The organism is Streptomyces sp. MS191 (assembly GCF_008042125.1).
Classification (GTDB): Bacteria; Actinomycetota; Actinomycetes; order Streptomycetales; family Streptomycetaceae; genus Streptomyces.
The window spans coordinates 22,452-42,668 of record NZ_RDBI01000037.1; the positions used below are offsets into that span (position 1 = coordinate 22,452).

A 20,217-nucleotide genomic window follows, 5' to 3' on the forward strand; every position below is an offset into this window, starting at 1 on the left:
CCGCACTCCCCCCTCGCGCCTCCGGACGCCGTCGCGCAGACGCCGGTGGCCACGGGCGCGGGCGCCCCGGTCGAGGACGCACGGGCGCGGGCGCCCCGGTCGAGGACGTCCGGGTGCCGCGACCAGATGCCCGTCCGGCCGCACCAGGAGCACGGCGTGCGCCGCCGCCCCCGGATAGGCCTCGGTCACCAGCAGTTCCGACCGCGCCGGCAGCGCCCGTACGGCCTCCGCGAGCCGCGGCATCACGCCCGCGCTCATCCAGTGCCGCCGGTCCCACACGCCGGTGCCGGGTGCGACGAGCACCACCAGGAACCGTCCCTGCCCCAGCCGGTCCCGGAGCCGTACCGTCGTGCCGTCCGGAGCCGTCACCCGGACGTCCTCGACCGGGGCGCCCGCGCCCGTGGCCACCGGCGTCTGCGCGACGGCGTCCGGAGGCGCGAGGGGGGAGTGCGGGTACGCGGGGGGCGCGCCCAGCGGGCCGCGCCCCAGGTGGCCGTCGGACAGCAGGGTGTCGTGGCCGCGGGTGCCGCCCGGGATGTACGTCCGCAGGCCCCCGCCGCCGCGCAGCACGGGCAGCGACTGGTCGGCGGCCCGCAGCCGGGAGGCGACGGCCGCGCGCCGTTCGCTCTGGTAGCTGTCGAGCAGGGTGTCCGAGCCGCCGTGGTGCCAGGCGTGGGCGAGTTTCCAGGCGAGGTTGTCGGCGTCCCGCAGGCCCTCGTCGAGACCCTGGGTGCCGACCGCGCCGAGCAGGTGCGCGGCGTCGCCCGCGAGGAAGACCCGGTCCACCCGCCAGCGCTTGGCGAGCCGGTGGTGCAGGGTGTGGACCCCGGTGTCGATCAGCTCGTACGGCGGCGTCACACCGTCGCACCAGCCGGCGAGGGTGTCGCGGATCCGGCTGACGAGGGCGTCGGGGGTGACCAGGTCGCCGCGCGGCGGAAGCAGCCAGTCGATCCGCCAGATGCCGTCGGGCAGCGGTCGGGCCGCGATCTCGTCACCGCCGCCCCGCCACGGCGGCTGACGGTGCAGCAGCGCCTCGCCGGGCCACGGGAGTTCGGTGCGCAGCGCGGCCACCGCGTGGCGTTCCACCGCCGTCCGCCCGGGGAAGCGGATGCCGAGCAGCTTGCGCACGGTGGAGCGGGCGCCGTCGCAGCCCACCAGGTGGCTGCCGCGCCACCAGGTCGCGCCGGGGCCGCGGGTGTGCGCGGTGATGCCTCCGGCGTCCTGCTCGATCGTGTCGAGACGCGCCTCGGTGACGAGCTGGACGAGTTCCTGTCCGGCGATCGCGGCCCGCAGTCCGCGCGCGAGGGCGTGTTGCGGGATGTGCAGCGGAGCGGGCGGACCCGCGACCGGGCTCTCGTCGCCGCGCAGCCCGAGGTTCAGTGCGATGTGCCGCATCTGTTGCCTGCGTCGCAGGGAACGCCAGCCGACCCAGCGGACCCCTTCGTCACGCAGCGTGGCACAGCCCAGCCGCTCCACCATCGCCGCCGTGTCCTCGCGCAGCACGACGGACCGGGCCGGACGCGGTTCCTCCTTGCCCGGGCCCTCGTCCAGTACGACGCTGGGAACGCCCTGGGCTGCCAGGGCAAGGGAGAGCGCGAGGCCCACGGGCCCCGCGCCGACGATGATCACCGGGTCCACGGCGTGGCTCCTGAAGGCCGTTCGGTCATGCGGGAAGCACAGCGAAGTGTGGCGCGAGCCCGGTGCATGGTCACAGAACGTATGCAACCCACTGCGGGTGCGTGCGTCAAGTGACGGGGGCAGCGGCGACCGCCACTGCCCCCGGATGATGTCACATACTGTCAGTTCTTCGTGATGCCAGGCTCGTCGGCCGGGGCTTCGCCCGGCTGGGAGGGAATCTGCACGGTGTCGCCGGCACCCGCGAGCGTCGTGACGCCGGCCTCGGAGACGGTGATCCCGGTCTTGGCCCGGCGGCCCCGCTTCTCGATCCAGGTGGCGAGGGCGGAGAGGGCGAGACACATCGCGATGTAGATCGTGCCGATGACGACGATCGTGGAGACGTACGGGTACTGGCCGTTGACCTGCGTGTTGGACGCGATCAGCCGGGCCGTCTGCAGCAGCTCCGGGTAGAGGATCACGAAGCCGAGCGAGGTGTCCTTCAGGGTGACCACCAGCTGGCTGATGATCGTGGGGAGCATCGCCCGGACCGCCTGCGGCATCAGGACGGTCGTCATCACCTGGGTCTTGCTCATGCCCAGGGCGTACGCGGCCTCCCGCTGGCCCTTGGGCACCGCGTTGACGCCGGCACGCAGCACCTCGGCCTGGACGCAGCCGTTGTAGATGGACAGGCCCAGCGCCAGCGCCCACATCGAGTAGTCGGTGAGGAAGCCGACCCAGACGGCGTAGATCGTGATCAGCAGCGGGATCGAGCGGAAGACCTCGATGAAGCCGGTGGCCACCACGCGGATCGGCGCGTGGTCGGAGAGCCGGGCCACGGCCAGCAGCACGCCGAGGACGAGGGACCCGACGGCGGCGAGACCGAAGGCCTTCAGCGTGGCGAGCACGGCGTCGGCGATGTTCTGCCGGATGCCCGCGTAGTTGAAGATGTCCCACATCTCGGGGGCGAGGTGCCCCTTCTCGTTCAGCCGGACGACGCTGACGGCGATCAGGGCGACGATGGCGGCGGTGCCCAGCACGGCGAGGATCCGGTTACGGACGCGCGCCTTGGGACCGGGGGTGTCGTAGAGAACGCTGGCACTCATCGGGCGACCTCCATGCGGCGCTCCAGGAGACGGAAGATCCCGCTGATGGTGAACGTGATGACCAGGTACGCGGCGGCCACCCAGACGAAGATCGGGGCGATGGCGTAGCCCTGCTCGCTCATCAGCGTCTGCCAGCCGAAGAGTTCGGTGACGCTGAAGGCGCCGGCGATGGCCGAGTTCTTGGTGAGCGCGATGAAGATCGAGCTCAGCGGCGGCAGGACGGTCCGCGTGGCCTGCGGCAGGACGATCATCCGCAGCGTCTGCGCGAAGGTCATGCCGAGCGAACGGGCGGCCTCGGCCTGGCCGAGCGGCACCGTGCTGATGCCGGAGCGGACGGCCTCGCAGACGAACGCGGAGGTGTAGAAGCCCAGCGCGAGCGAGCCGAGCACGAAGGGGCTCATCCCCGGGAAGAGGATCTCCGGGACCACGAAGAGCGAGATGAGGAAGAGCAGGGTCAGGGGGGTGTTGCGCAGCAGGGTGACCCAGAGGGTGCCGAAGTAGCGCAGCGGCGGTACGGGCGAGACCCGGAAGCCGGCGACGACGACGCCGAGGAGCAGCGCGATGACCGAGCTGACGGCGGTGATCGACACGGTTCCGATGAAGCCGTCGCGGAACTCCGGGAAATGGTCGAGCAGTACGTTCATGAGGTCTCCGCGTCGGCGGTCGGCGTCCTACGGTCGAGGCGCGCCAAGGCTTACGGGCAAGGCGTGCGGGCAGGGGGAGCGGCGCCCCGCACATCGGTACGGGGCGCTCGCCTCACCTGGGGATCAGTAGCGGTTGATCGCCGGCGGCTCGGTGTACGCGGAGCCGGAGAGGCCGAGGGTGGCCTCGTAGATCTTCTTGTACGTGCCGTCCTTGATGCGCGCGTCCAGGATGTCGTTGATCTTGTCGCGCAGGACCTTGTCGTCCTTGTTCATGCCGATGCCGTAGGGCTCCTCGGTGAACGGCTTGCCGACGACCTTGAGCTTGCCGGCGTTGGCGGCGGCGTAGCCCTTGAGGATCGAGTCGTCCGTGGTGACGGCGTCGACCTGCTTGGTGACGAGCTGCTGCACGCAGTCCGAGTACTTGCCGAGCTCGACCGTCTGGGCGCCGTACTCGGGCTTCTTGATCTCCTGAAGCGGGGTGGAGCCCGTGATCGAGCAGACCTTCTTGCCCTTGAGGGTGTCCGGACCGGTGATCGCGGTCTCGTCCTTGCGGACCAGGAGGTCGGCGCCGGCCTTGTAGTACGGGCCCGCGAAGCCGACGAGCGCCTTGCGCTTGTCGTTGATCGTGTAGGTACCGACGTAGTAGTCGACCTGGCCGGTGGAGATCGCCGTCTCACGGAGCTTGGAGTCGACGGTCTTCCACTCGATCTTGTCCGCGCTGAAACCGAGCTCGGCCGCGATCATCTTGGCGATCTCGATGTCGAAGCCGGACCGCTCCTTGGTGGCCTGGTCCTCGAAGCCGAGGTAGGGCTGGTCGGCCTTGGAGCCGAGGATCAGCTTGCCGCGCTTCTGGGCCTCCTTGAAGACCGGCGACTCCAGCTTCACGTCGGTGGCGACGGTGTACGTGGGCAGCTGGGGCGCGGTCTTGTCGCCGGGCTTCACGGCGGGCTTGTCGCCGGCGGAGCCCTCCTTGCCACCACACGCGGTCGCGGTCAGGGCGAGCACGGCGACGGCCACGGCCGCGGTCTTGCGGAGCTTCATGGTGAACATCCCTTGGGTCGTGGGTCGTTGATCTGCAGGGTGAAGCATGCGGGAACGCGCCGTCAGTGGTGCAGGATTTTCGACAGGAAGTCCTTGGCACGGTCGCTGCGCGGGTTGTTGAAGAACTCGTCGGGCGTGGCCTGTTCGACGATCTTCCCGTCCGCCATGAACACCACGCGGTTGGCCGCGGAGCGGGCGAAGCCCATCTCGTGGGTGACGACGACCATCGTCATCCCGTCGCGGGCCAGCTGCTGCATGACCTCCAGGACCTCGTTGATCATCTCCGGGTCCAGTGCCGAGGTCGGCTCGTCGAAGAGCATGACCTTCGGGTCCATCGCCAACGCCCTCGCGATGGCGACACGTTGCTGCTGTCCGCCGGAGAGCTGCGCGGGGTACTTGTCCGCCTGGGTGCCGACACCCACCCGGTCGAGCAGTGCGCGGGCCTTGGTCTCGGCCGCCTTCTTGTCCGTCTTGCGGACCTTGACCTGGCCCAGCATGACGTTCTCGAGCACGGTCTTGTGCGCGAAGAGATTGAAGGACTGGAAGACCATGCCGACGTCGGCGCGCAGCCGCGCCAGCTCCCTGCCCTCCTGGGGCAGCGGCCGGTCGTCGATCGTGATGGTGCCGGAGTCGATCGTCTCCAGCCGGTTGATGGTGCGGCACAACGTGGACTTGCCGGACCCGGAGGGCCCGATGACGACCACGACCTCGCCACGGGCGATGGTCAGGTCGATGTCCTGGAGCACATGCAGCGCGCCGAAGTGCTTGTTCACGTCGGACAGCACGACCAGGTCGCCCGTCGCCGGTACGGCGTCTGCCGAGCCCTTGGTCACTGACACTCCGCTCATCGGCTTCTAGCTCCGTCCTCCTCGGTTGGCAAGGACACTAGGCACGCGGCCCGACGAGCGTCATCACATCTGAGCGGAAATTGAGGATAACGATCCGGCCGCAACCGGACACACTGGGTGAAGGGGACGGTGCACGGCGTACCGGCTCCATAACGGAACCCCGGGTGCGCCAGGGGGACACTTGACTGAGATGCCGCTGATCGGCGTTCATGCCAAGGTGCCCTGCTGGTAGACAGGGATCCACCACGAGATCACCGAGTTACGGAGGAGGGTCATGAGACTGCTGCTCGTCGAGGACGACGACCACGTCGCCGCGGCCCTGTCCGCGGTGCTCGCGAAGCACGGCTTCACCGTCACGCACGCCCGCAACGGCGAGGAGGCGCTCCAGGCGGTCCTGCCCGCCGCGCACGGCGAGCGTCCCTCGTACGGGGTGATCCTGCTCGACCTCGGTCTGCCCGACCAGGACGGCTACCAGGTCTGCGGCCGCATCCGGAAGCTCACCAGCACTCCGGTGATCATGGTGACGGCGCGTGCCGACGTCCGCTCGCGCATCCACGGCCTCAACCTCGGCGCCGACGACTACGTGGTCAAGCCCTACGACACCGGCGAGCTGCTGGCCCGGATCCACGCCGTCAGCCGGCGCACCGCGAACGGCGACGAGGCAGGCTCCGCCGGCGACGAGGCCGCCCTGCGGCTGGGCTCCGTCACCATCGAGCTGCCCACCCGGCGCGTCAGCGTCGAGGGCGCCCCCGTCCAGCTGACGCGCAAGGAGTTCGATCTGCTCGCGCTCCTCGCCCAGCGGCCCGGTGTCGTCTTCCGCCGCGAGCAGATCATCAGCGAGGTCTGGCGCACCAGCTGGGAGGGGACCGGCCGCACCCTGGAGGTGCACGTCGCCTCGCTGCGCTCCAAGCTGCGGATGCCCGCGCTGATCGAGACCGTACGAGGCGTCGGCTACCGCCTGGTCGCCCCGGCCGCCTGACCCCCTCCGGACCACTTCGTGCGCACCCGCCTGCTTCCGCTGCTCATCGTCCTCATGGCCGGTGTGCTGCTCGCCCTCGGCTTCCCGCTGGCCGCCAGCCTCGCCGCCTCCGAGCAGCAGCGGGTGGTCGTCGACCGGCTCGACGACGGGGCGCGCTTCGCCGCGCTGGCCCAGTTCGTCAGAGAGACCGACCCCGGGATCGACGAGCGCCAGGCCACCCTGGGCGGTGAACTGGCCAGCTACCACGACGTGTACGGCATCCGTACCGGCGTCTTCTACCGCAACAACCGGTCCATGGCCGCCGCTCCCGAGGACTGGGTCGTCCCCTACGAAGGGGAGGGCCGCCGGGCCTTCCAGGAGGCACTGCTCGGCCGCCGCAGCCACGACCCGCCGCAGGTCTGGCCCTGGCAGGACGACGCCCGGCTCACCATCGCCTCCCCGGTGGTGCGCGACGGCGACGTCGTCGCCGTCGTCGTCACCGACTCGCCCACCGGACAGCTGCGTTCGCAGATCCTGCGCGGCTGGCTGATCATCGGCGTCGGCGAGTTCGCCGCGATGCTGCTCGCCGTCGGCGCCGCGTTCCGGCTCACCGGCTGGGTGCTGCGCCCGGTGCGCGTACTGGACGCGGTCACCCACGACATCGCCACCGGCCGCATGAAGTCCCGCGTCGCCGCGGCCGGCGGTCCGCCCGAACTGCGCCGCCTGGCGCACTCGTTCAACGAGATGGCCGACAACGTCGAGGACGTCCTGGAGCAGCAGCGGGCGTTCGTCGCGGACGCGTCCCACCAGTTGCGCAACCCGCTGTCGGCGCTGCTGCTGCGCATCGAGCTGCTCGCGCTCGAACTTCCCGAGGGCAACGACGAGATCGCCTCCGTGCGCACCGAGGGCAAGCGGCTCGCGCAGGTCCTCGACGACCTGCTGGACCTGGCCCTCGCCGAGCACGCCGCCGCCGACCTGCGGCTCACCGACATCGGCGCCATGGCGTCCGAGCGGATCGCCGCCTGGCGTCCGCTCGCCGACGAGAAGGGCGTCCGGCTGAGCGGCGAGGTCCGTGCGGCGGCTGCCTGGGTGGACCCGGTGGCCTTCTCCAGCGTCCTCGACGCGGTGGTCGACAACGCGCTGAAGTTCACCCCGTCCGGCGAGGAGGTCACCCTGGCGGTGTCCCTCGACGCCGAGACCTGCGCGATCGTGGTCGCGGACGGCGGCCCGGGCCTCACCCGCGAGGAGCTCGACCGGGTCGGCGACCGCTTCTGGCGCAGCGGACGCCACCAGAACGTCAACGGGTCCGGCCTGGGCCTCTCCATCTGCCGGACGCTGCTGGCCGCGGGCGGCGGCTCCATCGGCTTCGCGCCGAACGAGCCGCACGGGCTGCGCGTGACGGTCACCGTGCCGAGGACGGCGTCGCAGGGCGGCTGAGGGCCGCCCCGGTCGGGCGGGCGGGCGGCTCGACAGGGCCGGGGCCGCCCGTCGGAGCTACGGCTTCACGGACCGGTAGTAGCGGCGCGCGCCCTCGTGGAGCGTCAGCGGATCCGTGTAGATCGCCGTGCGCAGGTCCACCAGCTGCGCCGGGTGCACCTGGCTGCCGATGCGGTCACGGCTGCCGATCACCGTACGCGTGAAGCCCTCGACGAGGGCCGGGTCGGCGTCGCCCGTGGTCACGAGGAGGTTCGCCACCGCCAGCGTCTCCACCGACTGACCGTCCTGTGCCTCGCTGTAGGCGTCCGCCGGGATCACCGCGGAGCGGTAGTGGCGGTTCGACTCGCCGACGTCGTGGAGATTGGCCATCAGGGCCGCGTCCAGCGAGACCAGCCGGACCGGGAGACGCTCCGACAGCGTCTTCACCGCCTCCGTGGGCAGACCGCCCGACCAGAAGAAGGCGTCCAGCCGCTTGCGCTCCAGCAGCCCCGGCATCGTGTTGATGCCCGCCGAGACGGGCTTGATGTCGCGGTCGAGCAGCCCGCCCGCCGCGAGCACCCGCTCGGCGATCAGCCGGACGCCCGACCCCTGCTGCCCTACACCGACCCGCAGCCCGCGCAGATCGGCCACGGACTGCACGGGGGACCCCTTGGGGACGACGAGCTGGACGTAGTCGTCGTAGAGCCGGGCACAGCCGCGCAGCCGGTCGAAGCCGGGCTTCCGGTCCCGCTGGTAGTGCGCCACCGCGTCGGCCGTGGCGATCGTGAAGTCGGCTTCGCCGGTGGCCACGCGCGCGAGGTTCTGCTGCGAGCCCTCGCTGTCCTTCAGGGCTATCGAGACGTCCGGAAGATCACGGGCGAGAGCCTGCCGCAGCAGCTCCCCGTACTGCTGGTAGACCCCGGTGTGCACGCCCGTACTGAACGTGACGCTGCCGCTCGGCGCCGGGGTACCGGAAGGAACCAGCCACCACACCAGCAGCCCGCAGACCGCCAGAACCGCTGCCGAGACCTGGAGGGCACGGCGGCGGGCGGCACGGGAGAGGGAGGCGAGCATGGCGCGATCCTGCCAGCTCACCGCCCCTGATGGCCAGGCCCCTCCGCTCCGGCCGGGGGCTCCGGGGCCGGACCGGCGGCCGGATCGGGGGGCCGCGGCGGAGCGTGCACCGGGGCCGGGCGAGGGCGAGACCGGCGTCGAGCGGGCCAGGCCGTCATCCGCCCGTGCTGCCGGCGTGCAGCAGGGCGAGCTGGTGCTCGACGGCCTCGGTGAGCCGCTTCTCGTCGTCGGTGGCGAGGAGGTCGAGGAGGGCGCCCCGCAGGACGGCCAGGGCCAGGGTGCGGCGGATGGCGCCGTCCTCGCTGTCGCGCTCGGACGGCGGCTGGAAGCCGGCCAGGACGCCGAGCCAGTCCTCCACCGTCGCCCGGGCGAACCCGGCCCAGGCCCCGTCGGGCTGGACGAGGGAGCGGGTGTACGCCTCGGCCCACAGCCGCAGCAGCGGCCGGTGCTCCTTCGCGGCGAGCCACGTCCAGATCCGTTCGACGGCGGGCGCGAGTCCGGCGGGGCGCTCGGGCTGCCGGGCCCGCTCCAGGAGAGCCAGCTCGTCTGCGCGGGCGCGTGCCAGCAGCGCCCGCAGCAGGCCGTCCTTGCTTTCGAAGAGGAAGAGCAGGACCCGTGGGCTGGAGCCGATGGCCTCGGCCAGCGGGCGCAGTGACAGGTCGGCCAGGCCATGGGTGAGGGCGTACCGATAGGCCGCTTCCAGCAGCTCGGTCTGCCGGGCGGAGGGGGTTGGCGCTTCCTGGGGCATGCGGATAGCCTAACTGAAACAACTGTTTCAGTGACGGGACGGAACCCCCACGAGGGCCGGGAGAGCAGCGCATGTCTCAGCAGGATCAGAAGCAGGTCGTCGTACGTCGTGCCGACCGTCCCGGCGACCTGGGATGGGTGGTGATGGCCCACGGCGAGGCGTACGACCAGCAGTTCGGCTGGAACACCGACTTCGAGGTCCTGGTCGCCCGGATCGTCGCCGACTACGGCGCCACGCACGATCCGGCCCGCGAAGCAGGCTGGATCGCCGAGGTCGACGGCCGGCGCGTGGGCTGCGTCTTCCTCGTCGCGGGCGACCGGCCCGAGGTGGCCAGGCTGCGGATTCTGCTCGTCACCCCGGAGGGCAGGGGTCTTCGCCTCGGGACGCGTCTGGTCGAGGAGTGCCTCGCCTTCGCCCGCGGGGCGGGCTATGAGCGGGTGACGCTGTGGACCAACGATGCGCTCGCGGCGGCGCGCAAGATCTACCAGAGCTTCGGCTTCACCCTCGCCGACGAGGAGCGCCACCACAGCTTCGGCCACGATCTCGTCGGCCAGAACTGGACCCTCGACCTGCGCGCCGGCGCGAAGGGCGGCGACGGCTGACCGACGCGGCGAAGCCGGGCCGGGCGCCGCCTGCGCCGGTGCCACCCAGGTGGGCGATCACCGGGTGGATGGTGAGCGGCGGACCCGTCGGGTCGCCGGGGCGTGCCGCGGGCCCGACACGCGGGGCACGACTCCGCCGGGGGCGGCGTCAGAGCTCACCCGCCTGGTCACGCAGCCAGCGGAGGAGGAGCGCGACCCGGTCGTCCTGCTCAGGGGGCCTCGGGCTCAGCAGGTGGTACCCGGTGCCGTCGGCCATGAGACCGAACGGCGCCACCAGCCGGCCGCTGACGAGATCGTCGTGGACCAGCGCGTAAGGGCCGATCGCGACGCCGACGCCCGCCACCGCGGCCTGGAGCGCCAGGTAGAAGTGCTCGAAGGTCTGCTGCGCGGCGCCCTCGACCCGCCGGCGGGTGAGTCGCTGCCAGTCGTCCCACGCGCCCGGACGCGTGGCCGCGTGCAGGATCGTCACGCCGGCGAAGCCCTGGGCCCCGGTGATCCGTTCGGCCAGATCCGGGCTGCACACGGGGCCGATCCGCTCCAGGAAGAGCGGTGTCCGGCTCACCCGGCCGGGCACCGGGAAGTCGTCCCGGCGCAGGGCCACGTCGATGGTGTCCCCCTCGAACGAGACCGGCCCGCCGCCCGCGGACAGGTGCACGGTGAGTCCCGGCACCCGCTCCGCCAGGTCGGGGAGCCGCGGGATCAGCCAGCGCATCAGCAGCGTGGGCTCGCAGGACAGCGCCAGCGGGCCGCCACGCTCCCGCTGCGAGACCTGGCGGGCCGCCGTGTCGAGCCGGTCGAGCGCGTCCCGGACGGCGGCGGCCAGCCGGCGCGCCTGCGGAGTGGGGTGGAGCACCCGGGTCCCGCGCTCGAAGAGCGGGGTGCCCAGGGCCTTCTCCAGGTTCTGGATCTGCCGGCTGACCGCGCCGTGGGTGACGTGGAGCTCCTGGGCGGCACGGGTCATGCTCGCGTGCCGCACGGTCGCCTCGAAGGGGAGCAGGGTGTTCAGCGGGGGGAGGTCGGGCCAGCGCATGTGTGAAATCTACTCACAGGTGGGGTGAGAAGGAATCGCTTGTCGGGGGGCTCGGCGGGGCGTCAGTGTGGAAGCGTCACCGACCGGCGGACCGAGGAGGCCACATGAAGAGGGACGTACCGAACACCCGCATGAACAGCATCGTCGTGCTCGCGGACGACCTCACGAGCGCGGGGGACGGCGCCGCGCCGTTCCGCAGGGCCGGGCACCGGGCGCGGGTCCTGCTGCCCGGACAGGTCGACGATGATGTGATCCCACCTCACGACGGCGAGGGCGTGGTCGCCGTCGATCTCGGCAGTCGGCTGCTGGCTCCGGCGGTGGCCGAGACGCTGACCGAGCGGGCGGCGTCCGCCCACGCGGGGGCCGATCTCCTGATCAAGACGGTCGACTCCACGCTCCGGGGGCACATCGCGGCGGAGATCCGTGCGGCCCGCGAGGGCTCGGGGCGACGTGCCGTCGTGATCGCGCCGGCCTTTCCGGCCGAGGGCCGGACCACGGTCGCCGGCGTCCAGCACGTGCGGGGCGTTCCGGTGCACGAGAGCGAGTTCGCCCGGGACCCGGTCCACCCGGTCGTCACGTCGGACCTGACCCGCCTGCTTCCCGAGGCCGAGGCCGTGGACGCGGGGGACGGGAAGGCGTTGGACCTCCTTCCCGAACTGCTCGCCGGGGGCGGGGTCTTCGTGTGCTCCGCCGTCACGGACGCCGATCTGGACCGGCTGGTGGCCGCGGTGCCCCGCCCGGGTGACGTGCTCTGGGTCGGTTCTCCCGGCCTCGCCGCCGCGCTGGCCCGGCATCACCCGCGGATCCCCGGAGCGGCCGCGCTTCCCCGACTTCCCGCCGCGCAAAGGCCGTTGGTGGTCGTAGGGAGCGCGCATCCCGCGACGCGGCGTCAGCTGGAGCGCCTCCGTACGCGCTCGGACGTGACGGCCGTCGAGACCGGCTCCGGCGCGGGCGGTGACGCGGCCCCGGGCGTCGGCACGGGCGGTGACGCGGACCCGGGCGTCGGCACGGTTGCGGACCCGAGATCGGGCGGCACCGGTTCTGAGCCCGGCTCGGAGGCCATGCGCGATGCCGGAGGTCCGGCCGCCGCCGTCGGGTCCCTGCGCGGTGCTGCCGCCCCGGTCCTGGTCGTGCACACCCCGGACGGGCGGTGCGACCCGGCGGAAGCCGATTCGCTCACCGGCCGACTGGCCGTCGCGGCAGCGCGGTCGGCAGTCGAGGGACTCGCCGACGGACTGCTCGTGACCGGAGGCGAGACCGCCGCCGCGGTGCTCGAAGCGCTCGGGGCCGCGGGCATCGAGTTGTTCGACGAACCCGAGCCAGGGATCGCCCGCGGCGCGCTGCTCGGCCCGCTGCGGATTCCGGTCCTGATCAAGGCAGGGGGCTTCGGCGACGACACCACGCTCGAACGGCTCACCCGACTGCTGATCGCCGGCGGCGACGGCACGGCGAGGGGGTGACGCATGCGGACCACACCCCTGGCCGTCACCATGGGCGACCCGAACGGGATCGGACCCGAGATCACCGTCAAGGCGTGCGCCGATCCCAGGCGCCGACCGCCCGTCGTCGTCATCGGCGATCCGGACGCCCTCGCACGAGCCGCCCGCACCACGGGCGTACGGATCGAGGTGCGACCGGTCGACACCGTGGCCGCCGCCGTCCACCACCCCGGCGTCCTGGACGTCCTCGCCGAGGGCACGCTGCCGGCGGACCTGAGGTCCGGCACCGTCGACGCCCGGGCCGGTGCCGCGTCCTTCCACTACGTACGCCGCGGGATCGAGCTGGCCCTGCTTGGCGAGGTCCGGGGCATCACGACGGCGCCGATCAACAAGGAGGCACTGAGACGAGCCGGGCTGCCCTACCCCGGGCACACCGAGATCCTGGCCGATCTGTCGGGTACCGGCGACTACGCCATGATGATGGCCAACGGCGAGCTGCGGGTCGTCCTCGTCACCGTCCACCAGTCCCTGCGCACCGCACTCGACGCGCTCACCACGGCCCGCGAACTCGACATCGTGCGGCTCACCCACCGCACCCTCCGAGGCGGCGGCATCGCCCGGCCCCGGATCGCCGTCGCCGCACTCAACCCGCACGCGGGGGAGAACGGCCTCTTCGGCCGCGAGGACCTCGACATCATCGCCCCGGCGGTCCGCGCCGCCCGGAGCGAGGGCATCGACGCCTCCGGACCCTGGCCGGCCGACACCGTCTTCATGCGGGCCCGCGCCGGCGAGTTCGACGCCGTCGTCGCCCAGTACCACGACCAGGGCCTCATCCCTGTGAAGTACCTGGGCCTGGAACACGGCGTCAACATCACCATCGGCCTCCCGTTCGTACGCACCAGCGTCGACCACGGCACCGCCTTCGACATCGCGGGCACGGGCACGGCCGACCACACCAGCCTGCTCACCGCCCTCCACCAGGCCGACGACCTCGCGGCGGGCGCCACCGTGCCCGWGCCCGTCGATCCGCCCGAGGACCGGTCCGACGCCCGAAGCCGCACCGACGACGCCCCGCCCGCCGACCCGAGCGCCCCGTCCGGCCCCATACCCGGCCGCTGACCGTCCGGCAGCCGCACCCGTCCACCTGCGCCCGCATCCGCCCACCTGCGGTCACCTGGGCCCGCACCGGCCCAGGTGCTCGGGCCGCCGCCCCCGGCTGCCTACGCCCTCCCGCACCCGCACCCGCAGTCGCACCCCGACCGTGTCGGACGGCAACGCAGGTGTCGGAAGCAACCGTCCAGCCACCTCCACCCGCCCGTCCGCCGCACCACCCGCGGCGACCCACGAAGGACCCGGAGCCGCCCCGTGGATTTCATCTTCATGCTCACCCGCGCCGACCGGACCGTCCCGGACTGCCTCGACGTCCTCGAAGGCGTCGGCGACCTCGGCATCGGCCACATCGGCTTCAAGGACGTCGGCGTCGACGCCGCCACCCTCGCCCTGCTCCACCGGAGCATCAGGGAGAGAGGAGCCACCAGCTACCTCGAGGTCGTCAGCACCAGGCGCCGACCTCGGCGAGCTGGGCCCGGAGGGTGCCCGCGTCCGGTCTCAGGGAGCCGGCGAAAGCGGCCGAGCCGATCGTGAAGGCGTCGACTCCGGCCTCGGCGAGGTCCCGGACCTGGGTGCGGGTGGCGATGCCGCCGGCCACGACGAGCCGGCCGGTGGTCGCGGCGCGGGCGGCCCGGACGAGGTCGAGCGGGCGCGGGCGGCCCGGACGAGGTCGAGCGGGTCGGCGTCGGTCGCGCGATGGGCGAGGAGGTCCACGCCGGCGCAGCCGGCCGCCTCCGCCCGGCGGCGCCGGCACCCCGGAGCGAACCGCCGAGGACTGCCGCCGGGCGGAGGCGGCCGGCTGCGCCGGCGTGGACCTCCTCGCCCATCGCGCGACCGACGCCGACCCGCTCGACCTCGTCCGGGCCGCCCGCGCCGCGACCACCGGCCGGCTCGTCGTGGCCGGCGGCATCGCCACCCGCACCCAGGTCCGGGACCTCGCCGAGGCCGGAGTCGACGCCTTCACGATCGGCTCGGCCGCTTTCGCCGGCTCCCTGAGACCGGACGCGGGCACCCTCCGGGCCCAGCTCGCCGAGGTCGGCGCCTGGTGCTGACGACGGGCCGCCGGGGCGCTCGCCGAGGCGTCCCCGCCCCGGAACCACGGCGGCGGGCCGTCGTCGTCCGGGAGCTCCCGGCGGCCCCCTTACCCTTGAGGGATGACCAGCAGCAGCGACCGGACCGGAGCAGTGGACGAAGTGGGCGTTTCTCGAACCTACGAAGTGCGCACCTACGGGTGTCAGATGAACGTCCACGACTCCGAGCGGCTCTCCGGACTGCTGGAGAACGCCGGCTACGTCCGAGCCCCCGAGGGCTCCGACGGAGACGCCGACGTCGTCGTCTTCAACACCTGCGCGGTGCGGGAGAACGCCGACAACAAGCTCTACGGCAACCTCGGCCGGCTCGCGCCGATGAAGACCACGCGCCCGGGCATGCAGATCGCCGTCGGCGGCTGCCTCGCCCAGAAGGACCGCGAGACCATCGTCAAGAAGGCCCCCTGGGTCGACGTCGTCTTCGGCACGCACAACATCGGCAAGCTGCCGGTCCTCCTGGAGCGCGCCCGCATCCAGGAAGAGGCGCAGATCGAGATCGCCGAGTCGCTCGAGGCCTTCCCCTCCACGCTGCCCACCCGGCGCGAGTCCGCCTACGCCGCCTGGGTCTCCATCTCCGTCGGCTGCAACAACACCTGCACCTTCTGCATCGTCCCGGCGCTGCGCGGCAAGGAGGAGGACCGCCGCCCCGGCGACATCCTCGCCGAGATCGAGGCCCTGGTCGCCGAGGGCGTCTCCGAGATCACCCTGCTCGGCCAGAACGTCAACGCGTACGGCTCCGACCTCGGGGACCGCGAGGCGTTCTCCAAGCTGCTGCGGGCCTGCGGGCAGATCGAGGGCCTGGAGCGGGTCCGCTTCACCTCCCCGCACCCGCGCGACTTCACGGACGACGTGATCGCGGCCATGGCCGAGACCCCGAACGTGATGCCGCAGCTGCACATGCCGCTCCAGTCCGGTTCGGACACCGTCCTGCGGGCGATGCGCCGCTCGTACCGACAGGAACGCTTCCTCGGCATCATCGAGAAGGTGCGGGCGGCCATCCCGCACGCCGCCATCTCGACCGACATCATCGTGGGCTTCCCCGGCGAGACCGAGGAGGACTTCGAGCAGACGATGCACACGGTCCGCGAGGCACGGTTCGCCAACGCCTTCACCTTCCAGTACTCCAAGCGTCCCGGGACCCCCGCGGCGGAGATGGAGGGGCAGATCCCCAAGGAGGTCGTGCAGGAGCGCTACATGCGCCTCGTCGCCCTCCAGGAGGAGATCTCCTGGGAGGAGAACAAGAAGCAGGTCGGCCGCACGCTGGAGGTCATGGTCGCGGAGGGCGAGGGCCGCAAGGACGGCACCACGCACCGCCTGTCCGGCCGCGCCCCCGACAACCGCCTCGTGCACTTCACCAAGCCGGATTCCGAGGTCCGCCCCGGCGACGTGGTGACCGTGGAGATCACCTACGCCGCCCCGCACCACCTGCTCGCCGAGGGCCCGACGACGTCCGTGCGCCGCACGCGCGCCGGCGACGCCTGGGAGAAGCGCACGCAGGAATCCGCCGCGAAGCCGGCCGGTGTCCTCCTCGGCCTGCCTAAGATCGGCGTGCCGGAGCCGCTGCCGGAGGCCGCCGCGCCTGCCTGCGGCAGCCACTGACCGCGGAAACACCGCACACGGGGGGCCAGGATGGGGAAGTGGATCGTCGTCGCGCAGTACGGCAAGGGAGAGACCTACTTCACCGAGGTGCTGCGCCGGCTCACCGGTACGCGCGACGAAGCCCTTGAGGCACTGCGCGCCGCCACCCTCACCTACGGGGCACCGATGCGTGAGAAGTGGCGCGAGGTGTACCGCTTTCCCGGCGGCGACAGCTACCTGGTGATCGTCAAGGGCGCCGTGTCCCTGACGGAGTACAGGATCGGCATCGCCGAGAAGGTCTGGGACTCGAACGACCCCGCGGTCGCGAAGGCGGTCGACGCCTCCGAGGGGACGTACCAGGACACGCCGCCGGCGGGCTGACCCTCCACCGCCCGGCGGCGGGAGCGGCACGCGGGCCCGGAACGACGGGTTCGGGGCCCCACCCGTATCCCCGGCGGCGGCCCCGCCCGGGCGCCGGCCGTCGCAGTAGGCTGCGGATCATGCTTGTCGCCGCCGCCGTATGCCCCTGCCCCCCGCTGCTCGTGCCGGACGRGGCGACGGGGGCCGCCCCCGAACTCGACGCCGCGCGCACCGCCTGTGCCGATGCCGTGGGCCTGCTCGCCGCGTCCCGGCCCGATCGCCTCTACGTCGTCGGCCCGGCCGACGAGGGCGCTCGCGGCGTCTACCCGGCCGGTTCCACGGGGTCCTTCGCGGGCTTCGGCGTCGACCTCTCCGTCCGCCTCGGCGGCGGCCCCGCCGGCGAGCGACCGCTGCCCGCCTCCCTCGCCGTCGCCGCCTGGCTCCTGGAACGCGCCGACTGGACCGGCGCCCCGGTCGAGGGCCTCGGAGTCGGCGAACCGCTGGAGGCGGCGCGCTGTGCCGCGACCGGCCGCGAGCTCGCCGCCTCCGCCGAGCGGGTCGCCCTGCTCGTGATGGGTGACGGCAGCGCCTGCCGCACGCTCAAGGCCCCCGGCTACCTGGACGACCGCGCCGCGGGGTTCGACGCCGAGGCCGCCCGGGCGCTGGGCACGGCCGACACGGCCGCCCTGCTCGCGCTCGACGAGGACCTCGCGTACACGCTGAAGGCCGCCGGTCGTGCCCCCTGGCAGGTCCTGGCGGGCGCCGCCGACGGCACCGGTCTCGACGGCCGCCTCCTGTACGAGGACGCCCCCTACGGCGTCGGCTACTTCGTCGCCGCCTGGTCCTGACCGGAACGTCCGGAGATCCCTCGGCTCATTGGTCTTCGGCGAGCCCGGGAGACGCAAGGCGAACGGCGGACGACCGCACAGCGCCGGGCTGTGCGGTCGTCCGCCGTGCGGACGGACGGTCAGGTGGTGCGCCGGGCCTCAGGCGGTCGGCGGCGGCGTCGGGCTCGGTCCCCCGCCCTGGGCGCCGTCGTCCTTGTGGGAGATCCGGTCCAGGGCGTGCTTGGCCTTGTCGGTACCCGACTCGATCTTGTTGTGGTACTTGCCCTTGGTCTTCTCGTCGACCAGCCTCGCGGCCTTGTCCAGGCCATGGTCGATCTTGTCCCCGTGCTGCTGCGCGAGGTCGGAGACCTTGTCCTTGGCAGGGGCGAGCTTGGCCTTCAGTGAATCCAGGAGACCCATGGGCCACCTTCCCTCCGGTGAGTCCGTCCGCCGGGTCGAGGCGAGCGGAGCCGTGTCGCTACTTGCGGGCGCTTTCGCCTGCCTCGTTGTCCGCGGCCTCCTCGGCCGACTGCTGCTTCGGGATCTCCACGACCTCGACCGCCTCCGGGGCCTCGGCGGCCTCGGCGGTGCCGCCGTTCTCCAGCCGGTCGTCGGCCCCGGCCGCCTCGTCGGTCCCGGCGGTGTCCGCACCCCCGGACGGCTCCGCGGGCTCCACCGCCGTGTCCTCGTCCGACGTCCCGAACGTGTCCGTCCCGGCGTCCTCGAAGGTCTCGGAAGCGGCGCCGGAAGGCCGCGAGGTGACGTTCTCCGCCCCGGTCATCCCCTCCGCCGTCTCCTCGTCCGCCGTCGGAGCGACGGTCCGGTCCTCGTCCGTTGACGCCTCGGCAGCTTCCTTGCTCTTACGGCGAAACAATGCGAAAACGCCCATTTCCACTCCATAGCGTACTCGTACGGGAGAAGCGCCGCGGCAACCGGGGCGCTCCACTGCGCCACCCGGTGCAGCCGGTACGCGAAACCGGCGGGCGGAACCTCGCAACAGGCAACGAACCCGGATGCGGCTCGTCACGTCGCTCGTTCGGGGACCCGCCCGGACGTTTGCGAGACTGGGGCGGTGAGAAGTGCAGCTCCCGCCCCGCGGGTCATCGCCGTCGTCGGTCCCACAGCGGCCGGAAAGTCCGATCTGGGCGTTTTCCTCGCCCGGCAACTCGGCGGCGAGGTCGTCAACGCCGACTCCATGCAGCTCTACCGGGGGATGGACATCGGTACCGCGAAGCTGACGATGGAGGAGCGCGGTGGCATCCCGCACCACCTCCTGGACATCTGGGACGTGACGGAGGCCGCCAGCGTCGCCGAGTACCAGCGGCTCGCCCGGGCCGAGATCGACCGGCTGCTCGCAGCCGGCCGCACCCCCGTGCTGGTCGGCGGCTCCGGTCTCTACGTGCGGGGCGCCATCGACGCGCTCGAGTTCCCCGGCACCGACCCGGCCGTCCGGGCCCGCCTGGAGGCCGAGCTGGAGGAGCGCGGCTCCGGCGTCCTGCACGCCCGGCTCGCCGCCGCGGACCCCGAGGCGGGCCGCGCGATCCTGCCCAGCAACGGACGCCGCATCGTCCGGGCCCTGGAGGTCATCGAGATCACCGGGAAGCCCTTCACCGCCAACCTGCCCGGCCCCGACTCGGTCTACGACACGGTGCAGATCGGCGTGGACGTGGCGCGCCCCGAGCTCGACGAGCGCATCACCACCCGCGTGGACCGGATGTGGGAGGCCGGGCTCGTCGACGAGGTGCGCACGCTGGAGGCGCAGGGGCTGCGCGAGGGGCGCACGGCCGCCCGCGCGCTCGGCTATCAGCAGGTGCTCGCGGCGCTCGCGGGGGAGTGCACCGAGGAGGAGGCGCGCACGGAGACCGTGCGCGCCACCAAGCGCTTCGCGCGCCGTCAGGACTCCTGGTTCCGCCGCGACCCGCGGGTCCACTGGCTCAGCGGGGCGGCCGATCACCGCGGGGAACTCCCCGGGGAGGCGCTGGCGTTGGTCGAACGAGCGGTTACAGCCTGATCACGTGATGGCATCGGGACGCACTGCCCGTCATTTCGGGGGGTGGGAGCGTGCCATCATCGAGCATCGATCGACCAAGTGGAGTCCGAGTGGGGAGGGCGCGTGGCGATGGAGGCCGGCCCTCGCGACACAGAGCAGCACGACGCCATCCGGGGCGAAGCCCCGGGTGACGCGCCCGGTTTGACCCCGGACGGTCCCGACGACGCCCAGGGCTCGGCCGTCGAGGTCGACCCCGGCGAGGTCGAGGTGGAACTGCGGCCCCAGCGTCGGCTGAGGATCTGGCAGCTCGCCCCCATCGTGGGCCTCGCCGCCGTCGGCTCCCTGATGTTCGCCTTCCCGCTCGCCTTCGGCTCGGGCGACGGCGGCGCCGTCGTCGCCATGCTCGGCCTGCTGATCAGCTGCTGCGCGGCGGGCTGGGGCATGATGGCCGCCCGCAAGGTCGGCTACACCTGGCCGGGCCTCCCGGCCCGGGGCTCGGGCGACCGCCCGAACTGGCGGGTCTTCACCCTCTACGTCTGCCTCAGCGCGCTCCTGGTCGCCCTCGCGGTCTGGCGCGTGGCGCGCCTGCGCTGAGCCGTCCGGCCGGCACCCGCCCCGGGCGGCTCCGGTATGCCTTGGCCGGCGCCCACTCCAGGCCCCCGGGAGCCCGGCAAGATCGGCAAGACGCCCCCTAGGGCCCACGCCCTCCTCACGGGTCCAGTCCACGCCCCTGACCCGCCCGGC

At 72.7% G+C, this 20,217-nt stretch carries 23 protein-coding genes; 11 read left to right on the forward strand and 12 right to left on the reverse strand.

Features of this window, described 5'->3' with window-relative positions:
* The 5 genes from EAO71_RS05815 to EAO71_RS05835 all read right to left on the reverse strand — a co-directional run.
* On the reverse strand, positions 1-1,638 hold a 1,638-nt coding region (locus EAO71_RS05815), incomplete at its 3' end, for an FAD-dependent monooxygenase (protein WP_147976807.1).
* Between the two features lie 161 nt (positions 1,639-1,799).
* Positions 1,800-2,720, reverse strand: a complete 921-nt coding sequence (locus EAO71_RS05820) for an amino acid ABC transporter permease (protein ID WP_147976700.1) — start codon at positions 2,718-2,720, stop codon at positions 1,800-1,802.
* A complete protein-coding gene (locus tag EAO71_RS05825; protein ID WP_147976701.1) occupies positions 2,717-3,364 on the reverse strand; it encodes an amino acid ABC transporter permease in 648 nt (215 codons plus the stop codon). The genes EAO71_RS05820 and EAO71_RS05825 overlap by 4 nt, the downstream gene beginning before the upstream one ends.
* A gap of 123 nt (positions 3,365-3,487) precedes the next feature.
* Complete coding sequence (locus tag EAO71_RS05830; protein WP_147976702.1) at positions 3,488-4,405, reverse strand: glutamate ABC transporter substrate-binding protein; 918 nt, start codon at positions 4,403-4,405, stop codon at positions 3,488-3,490.
* Between the two features lie 62 nt (positions 4,406-4,467).
* Entirely contained in the window at positions 4,468-5,253 is a 786-nt protein-coding gene (locus EAO71_RS05835) for an amino acid ABC transporter ATP-binding protein (protein WP_147976703.1), read from the reverse strand.
* Positions 5,254-5,527: 274 nt separating this feature from the next.
* Between EAO71_RS05835 and EAO71_RS05840 the strand changes: the two genes are divergently transcribed.
* Together EAO71_RS05840 and EAO71_RS05845 are read left to right on the forward strand one after the other, a co-directional pair.
* The gene (locus EAO71_RS05840) at positions 5,528-6,232 is read left to right on the forward strand and encodes a response regulator transcription factor (RefSeq protein ID WP_147976704.1); all 705 of its coding nucleotides are present in this window, start codon (positions 5,528-5,530) and stop codon (positions 6,230-6,232) included.
* A gap of 18 nt (positions 6,233-6,250) precedes the next feature.
* Entirely contained in the window at positions 6,251-7,648 is a 1,398-nt protein-coding gene (locus tag EAO71_RS05845) for a sensor histidine kinase (protein WP_147976705.1), read from the forward strand.
* A 57-nt stretch (positions 7,649-7,705) separates the two neighbouring features.
* Here EAO71_RS05845 and EAO71_RS05850 read toward each other — a convergent pair whose 3' ends face one another.
* Complete coding sequence (locus EAO71_RS05850) at positions 7,706-8,701, reverse strand: TAXI family TRAP transporter solute-binding subunit (protein ID WP_147976706.1); 996 nt, start codon at positions 8,699-8,701, stop codon at positions 7,706-7,708.
* Between the two features lie 154 nt (positions 8,702-8,855).
* Complete coding sequence (locus EAO71_RS05855; protein ID WP_147976707.1) at positions 8,856-9,449, reverse strand: TetR family transcriptional regulator; 594 nt, start codon at positions 9,447-9,449, stop codon at positions 8,856-8,858.
* A gap of 71 nt (positions 9,450-9,520) precedes the next feature.
* On the opposite strand from EAO71_RS05855, the gene EAO71_RS05860 reads away from it, so the two are divergent.
* Positions 9,521-10,051 carry a GNAT family N-acetyltransferase gene (locus tag EAO71_RS05860; RefSeq protein WP_147976708.1) on the forward strand — a complete coding sequence of 177 codons (531 nt, stop codon included), beginning with the start codon at positions 9,521-9,523 and terminating at the stop codon, positions 10,049-10,051.
* Positions 10,052-10,199: 148 nt separating this feature from the next.
* Here the strand turns inward: EAO71_RS05860 and EAO71_RS05865 are convergent, their stop codons facing one another.
* On the reverse strand, positions 10,200-11,081 hold the full coding sequence (locus EAO71_RS05865) for a LysR substrate-binding domain-containing protein (RefSeq protein ID WP_147976709.1): 882 nt from the start codon (positions 11,079-11,081) through the stop codon (positions 10,200-10,202).
* Between the two features lie 104 nt (positions 11,082-11,185).
* Between EAO71_RS05865 and EAO71_RS05870 the strand changes: the two genes are divergently transcribed.
* The gene (locus EAO71_RS05870; protein WP_147976710.1) at positions 11,186-12,541 is read left to right on the forward strand and encodes a four-carbon acid sugar kinase family protein; all 1,356 of its coding nucleotides are present in this window, start codon (positions 11,186-11,188) and stop codon (positions 12,539-12,541) included.
* A 3-nt stretch (positions 12,542-12,544) separates the two neighbouring features.
* Complete coding sequence (gene pdxA, locus EAO71_RS05875; RefSeq protein ID WP_147976711.1) at positions 12,545-13,639, forward strand: 4-hydroxythreonine-4-phosphate dehydrogenase PdxA; 1,095 nt, start codon at positions 12,545-12,547, stop codon at positions 13,637-13,639.
* Positions 13,640-13,690: 51 nt separating this feature from the next.
* Here the strand turns inward: pdxA and EAO71_RS37500 are convergent, their stop codons facing one another.
* Positions 13,691-14,029 carry a hypothetical protein gene (locus tag EAO71_RS37500; protein ID WP_187282573.1) on the reverse strand — a complete coding sequence of 113 codons (339 nt, stop codon included), beginning with the start codon at positions 14,027-14,029 and terminating at the stop codon, positions 13,691-13,693.
* A gap of 43 nt (positions 14,030-14,072) precedes the next feature.
* A complete protein-coding gene (locus tag EAO71_RS37505; RefSeq protein WP_187282574.1) occupies positions 14,073-14,228 on the reverse strand; it encodes a hypothetical protein in 156 nt (51 codons plus the stop codon).
* On the opposite strand from EAO71_RS37505, the gene EAO71_RS05885 reads away from it, so the two are divergent.
* The 4 genes from EAO71_RS05885 (at position 14,215) to EAO71_RS05900 (ending at position 17,504) form a co-directional block, all read left to right on the forward strand.
* Entirely contained in the window at positions 14,215-14,682 is a 468-nt protein-coding gene (locus EAO71_RS05885) for a HisA/HisF-related TIM barrel protein (protein WP_147976712.1), read from the forward strand. The genes EAO71_RS37505 and EAO71_RS05885 overlap by 14 nt on opposite strands.
* Before the next feature lie 102 nt (positions 14,683-14,784).
* Complete coding sequence (gene miaB / locus EAO71_RS05890; protein WP_147976713.1) at positions 14,785-16,317, forward strand: tRNA (N6-isopentenyl adenosine(37)-C2)-methylthiotransferase MiaB; 1,533 nt, start codon at positions 14,785-14,787, stop codon at positions 16,315-16,317.
* Positions 16,318-16,347: 30 nt separating this feature from the next.
* On the forward strand, positions 16,348-16,677 hold the full coding sequence (locus EAO71_RS05895; RefSeq protein WP_147976714.1) for a hypothetical protein: 330 nt from the start codon (positions 16,348-16,350) through the stop codon (positions 16,675-16,677).
* 119 nt (positions 16,678-16,796) lie between these two features.
* Entirely contained in the window at positions 16,797-17,504 is a 708-nt protein-coding gene (locus EAO71_RS05900) for a class III extradiol dioxygenase subunit B-like domain-containing protein (protein WP_147976715.1), read from the forward strand.
* Positions 17,505-17,642: 138 nt separating this feature from the next.
* Here the strand turns inward: EAO71_RS05900 and EAO71_RS05905 are convergent, their stop codons facing one another.
* Both EAO71_RS05905 and EAO71_RS05910 read right to left on the reverse strand, forming a co-directional pair.
* On the reverse strand, positions 17,643-17,903 hold the full coding sequence (locus EAO71_RS05905; protein WP_147976716.1) for an antitoxin: 261 nt from the start codon (positions 17,901-17,903) through the stop codon (positions 17,643-17,645).
* A 58-nt stretch (positions 17,904-17,961) separates the two neighbouring features.
* Positions 17,962-18,372 carry a hypothetical protein gene (locus tag EAO71_RS05910; RefSeq protein ID WP_147976717.1) on the reverse strand — a complete coding sequence of 137 codons (411 nt, stop codon included), beginning with the start codon at positions 18,370-18,372 and terminating at the stop codon, positions 17,962-17,964.
* Between the two features lie 183 nt (positions 18,373-18,555).
* On the opposite strand from EAO71_RS05910, the gene miaA reads away from it, so the two are divergent.
* Positions 18,556-19,494, forward strand: a complete 939-nt coding sequence (gene miaA / locus EAO71_RS05915) for a tRNA (adenosine(37)-N6)-dimethylallyltransferase MiaA (protein ID WP_147976718.1) — start codon at positions 18,556-18,558, stop codon at positions 19,492-19,494.
* Between the two features lie 108 nt (positions 19,495-19,602).
* A complete protein-coding gene (locus EAO71_RS05920) occupies positions 19,603-20,067 on the forward strand; it encodes a hypothetical protein (protein WP_147976808.1) in 465 nt (154 codons plus the stop codon).
* Positions 20,068-20,217: the final 150 nt, after the last annotated feature.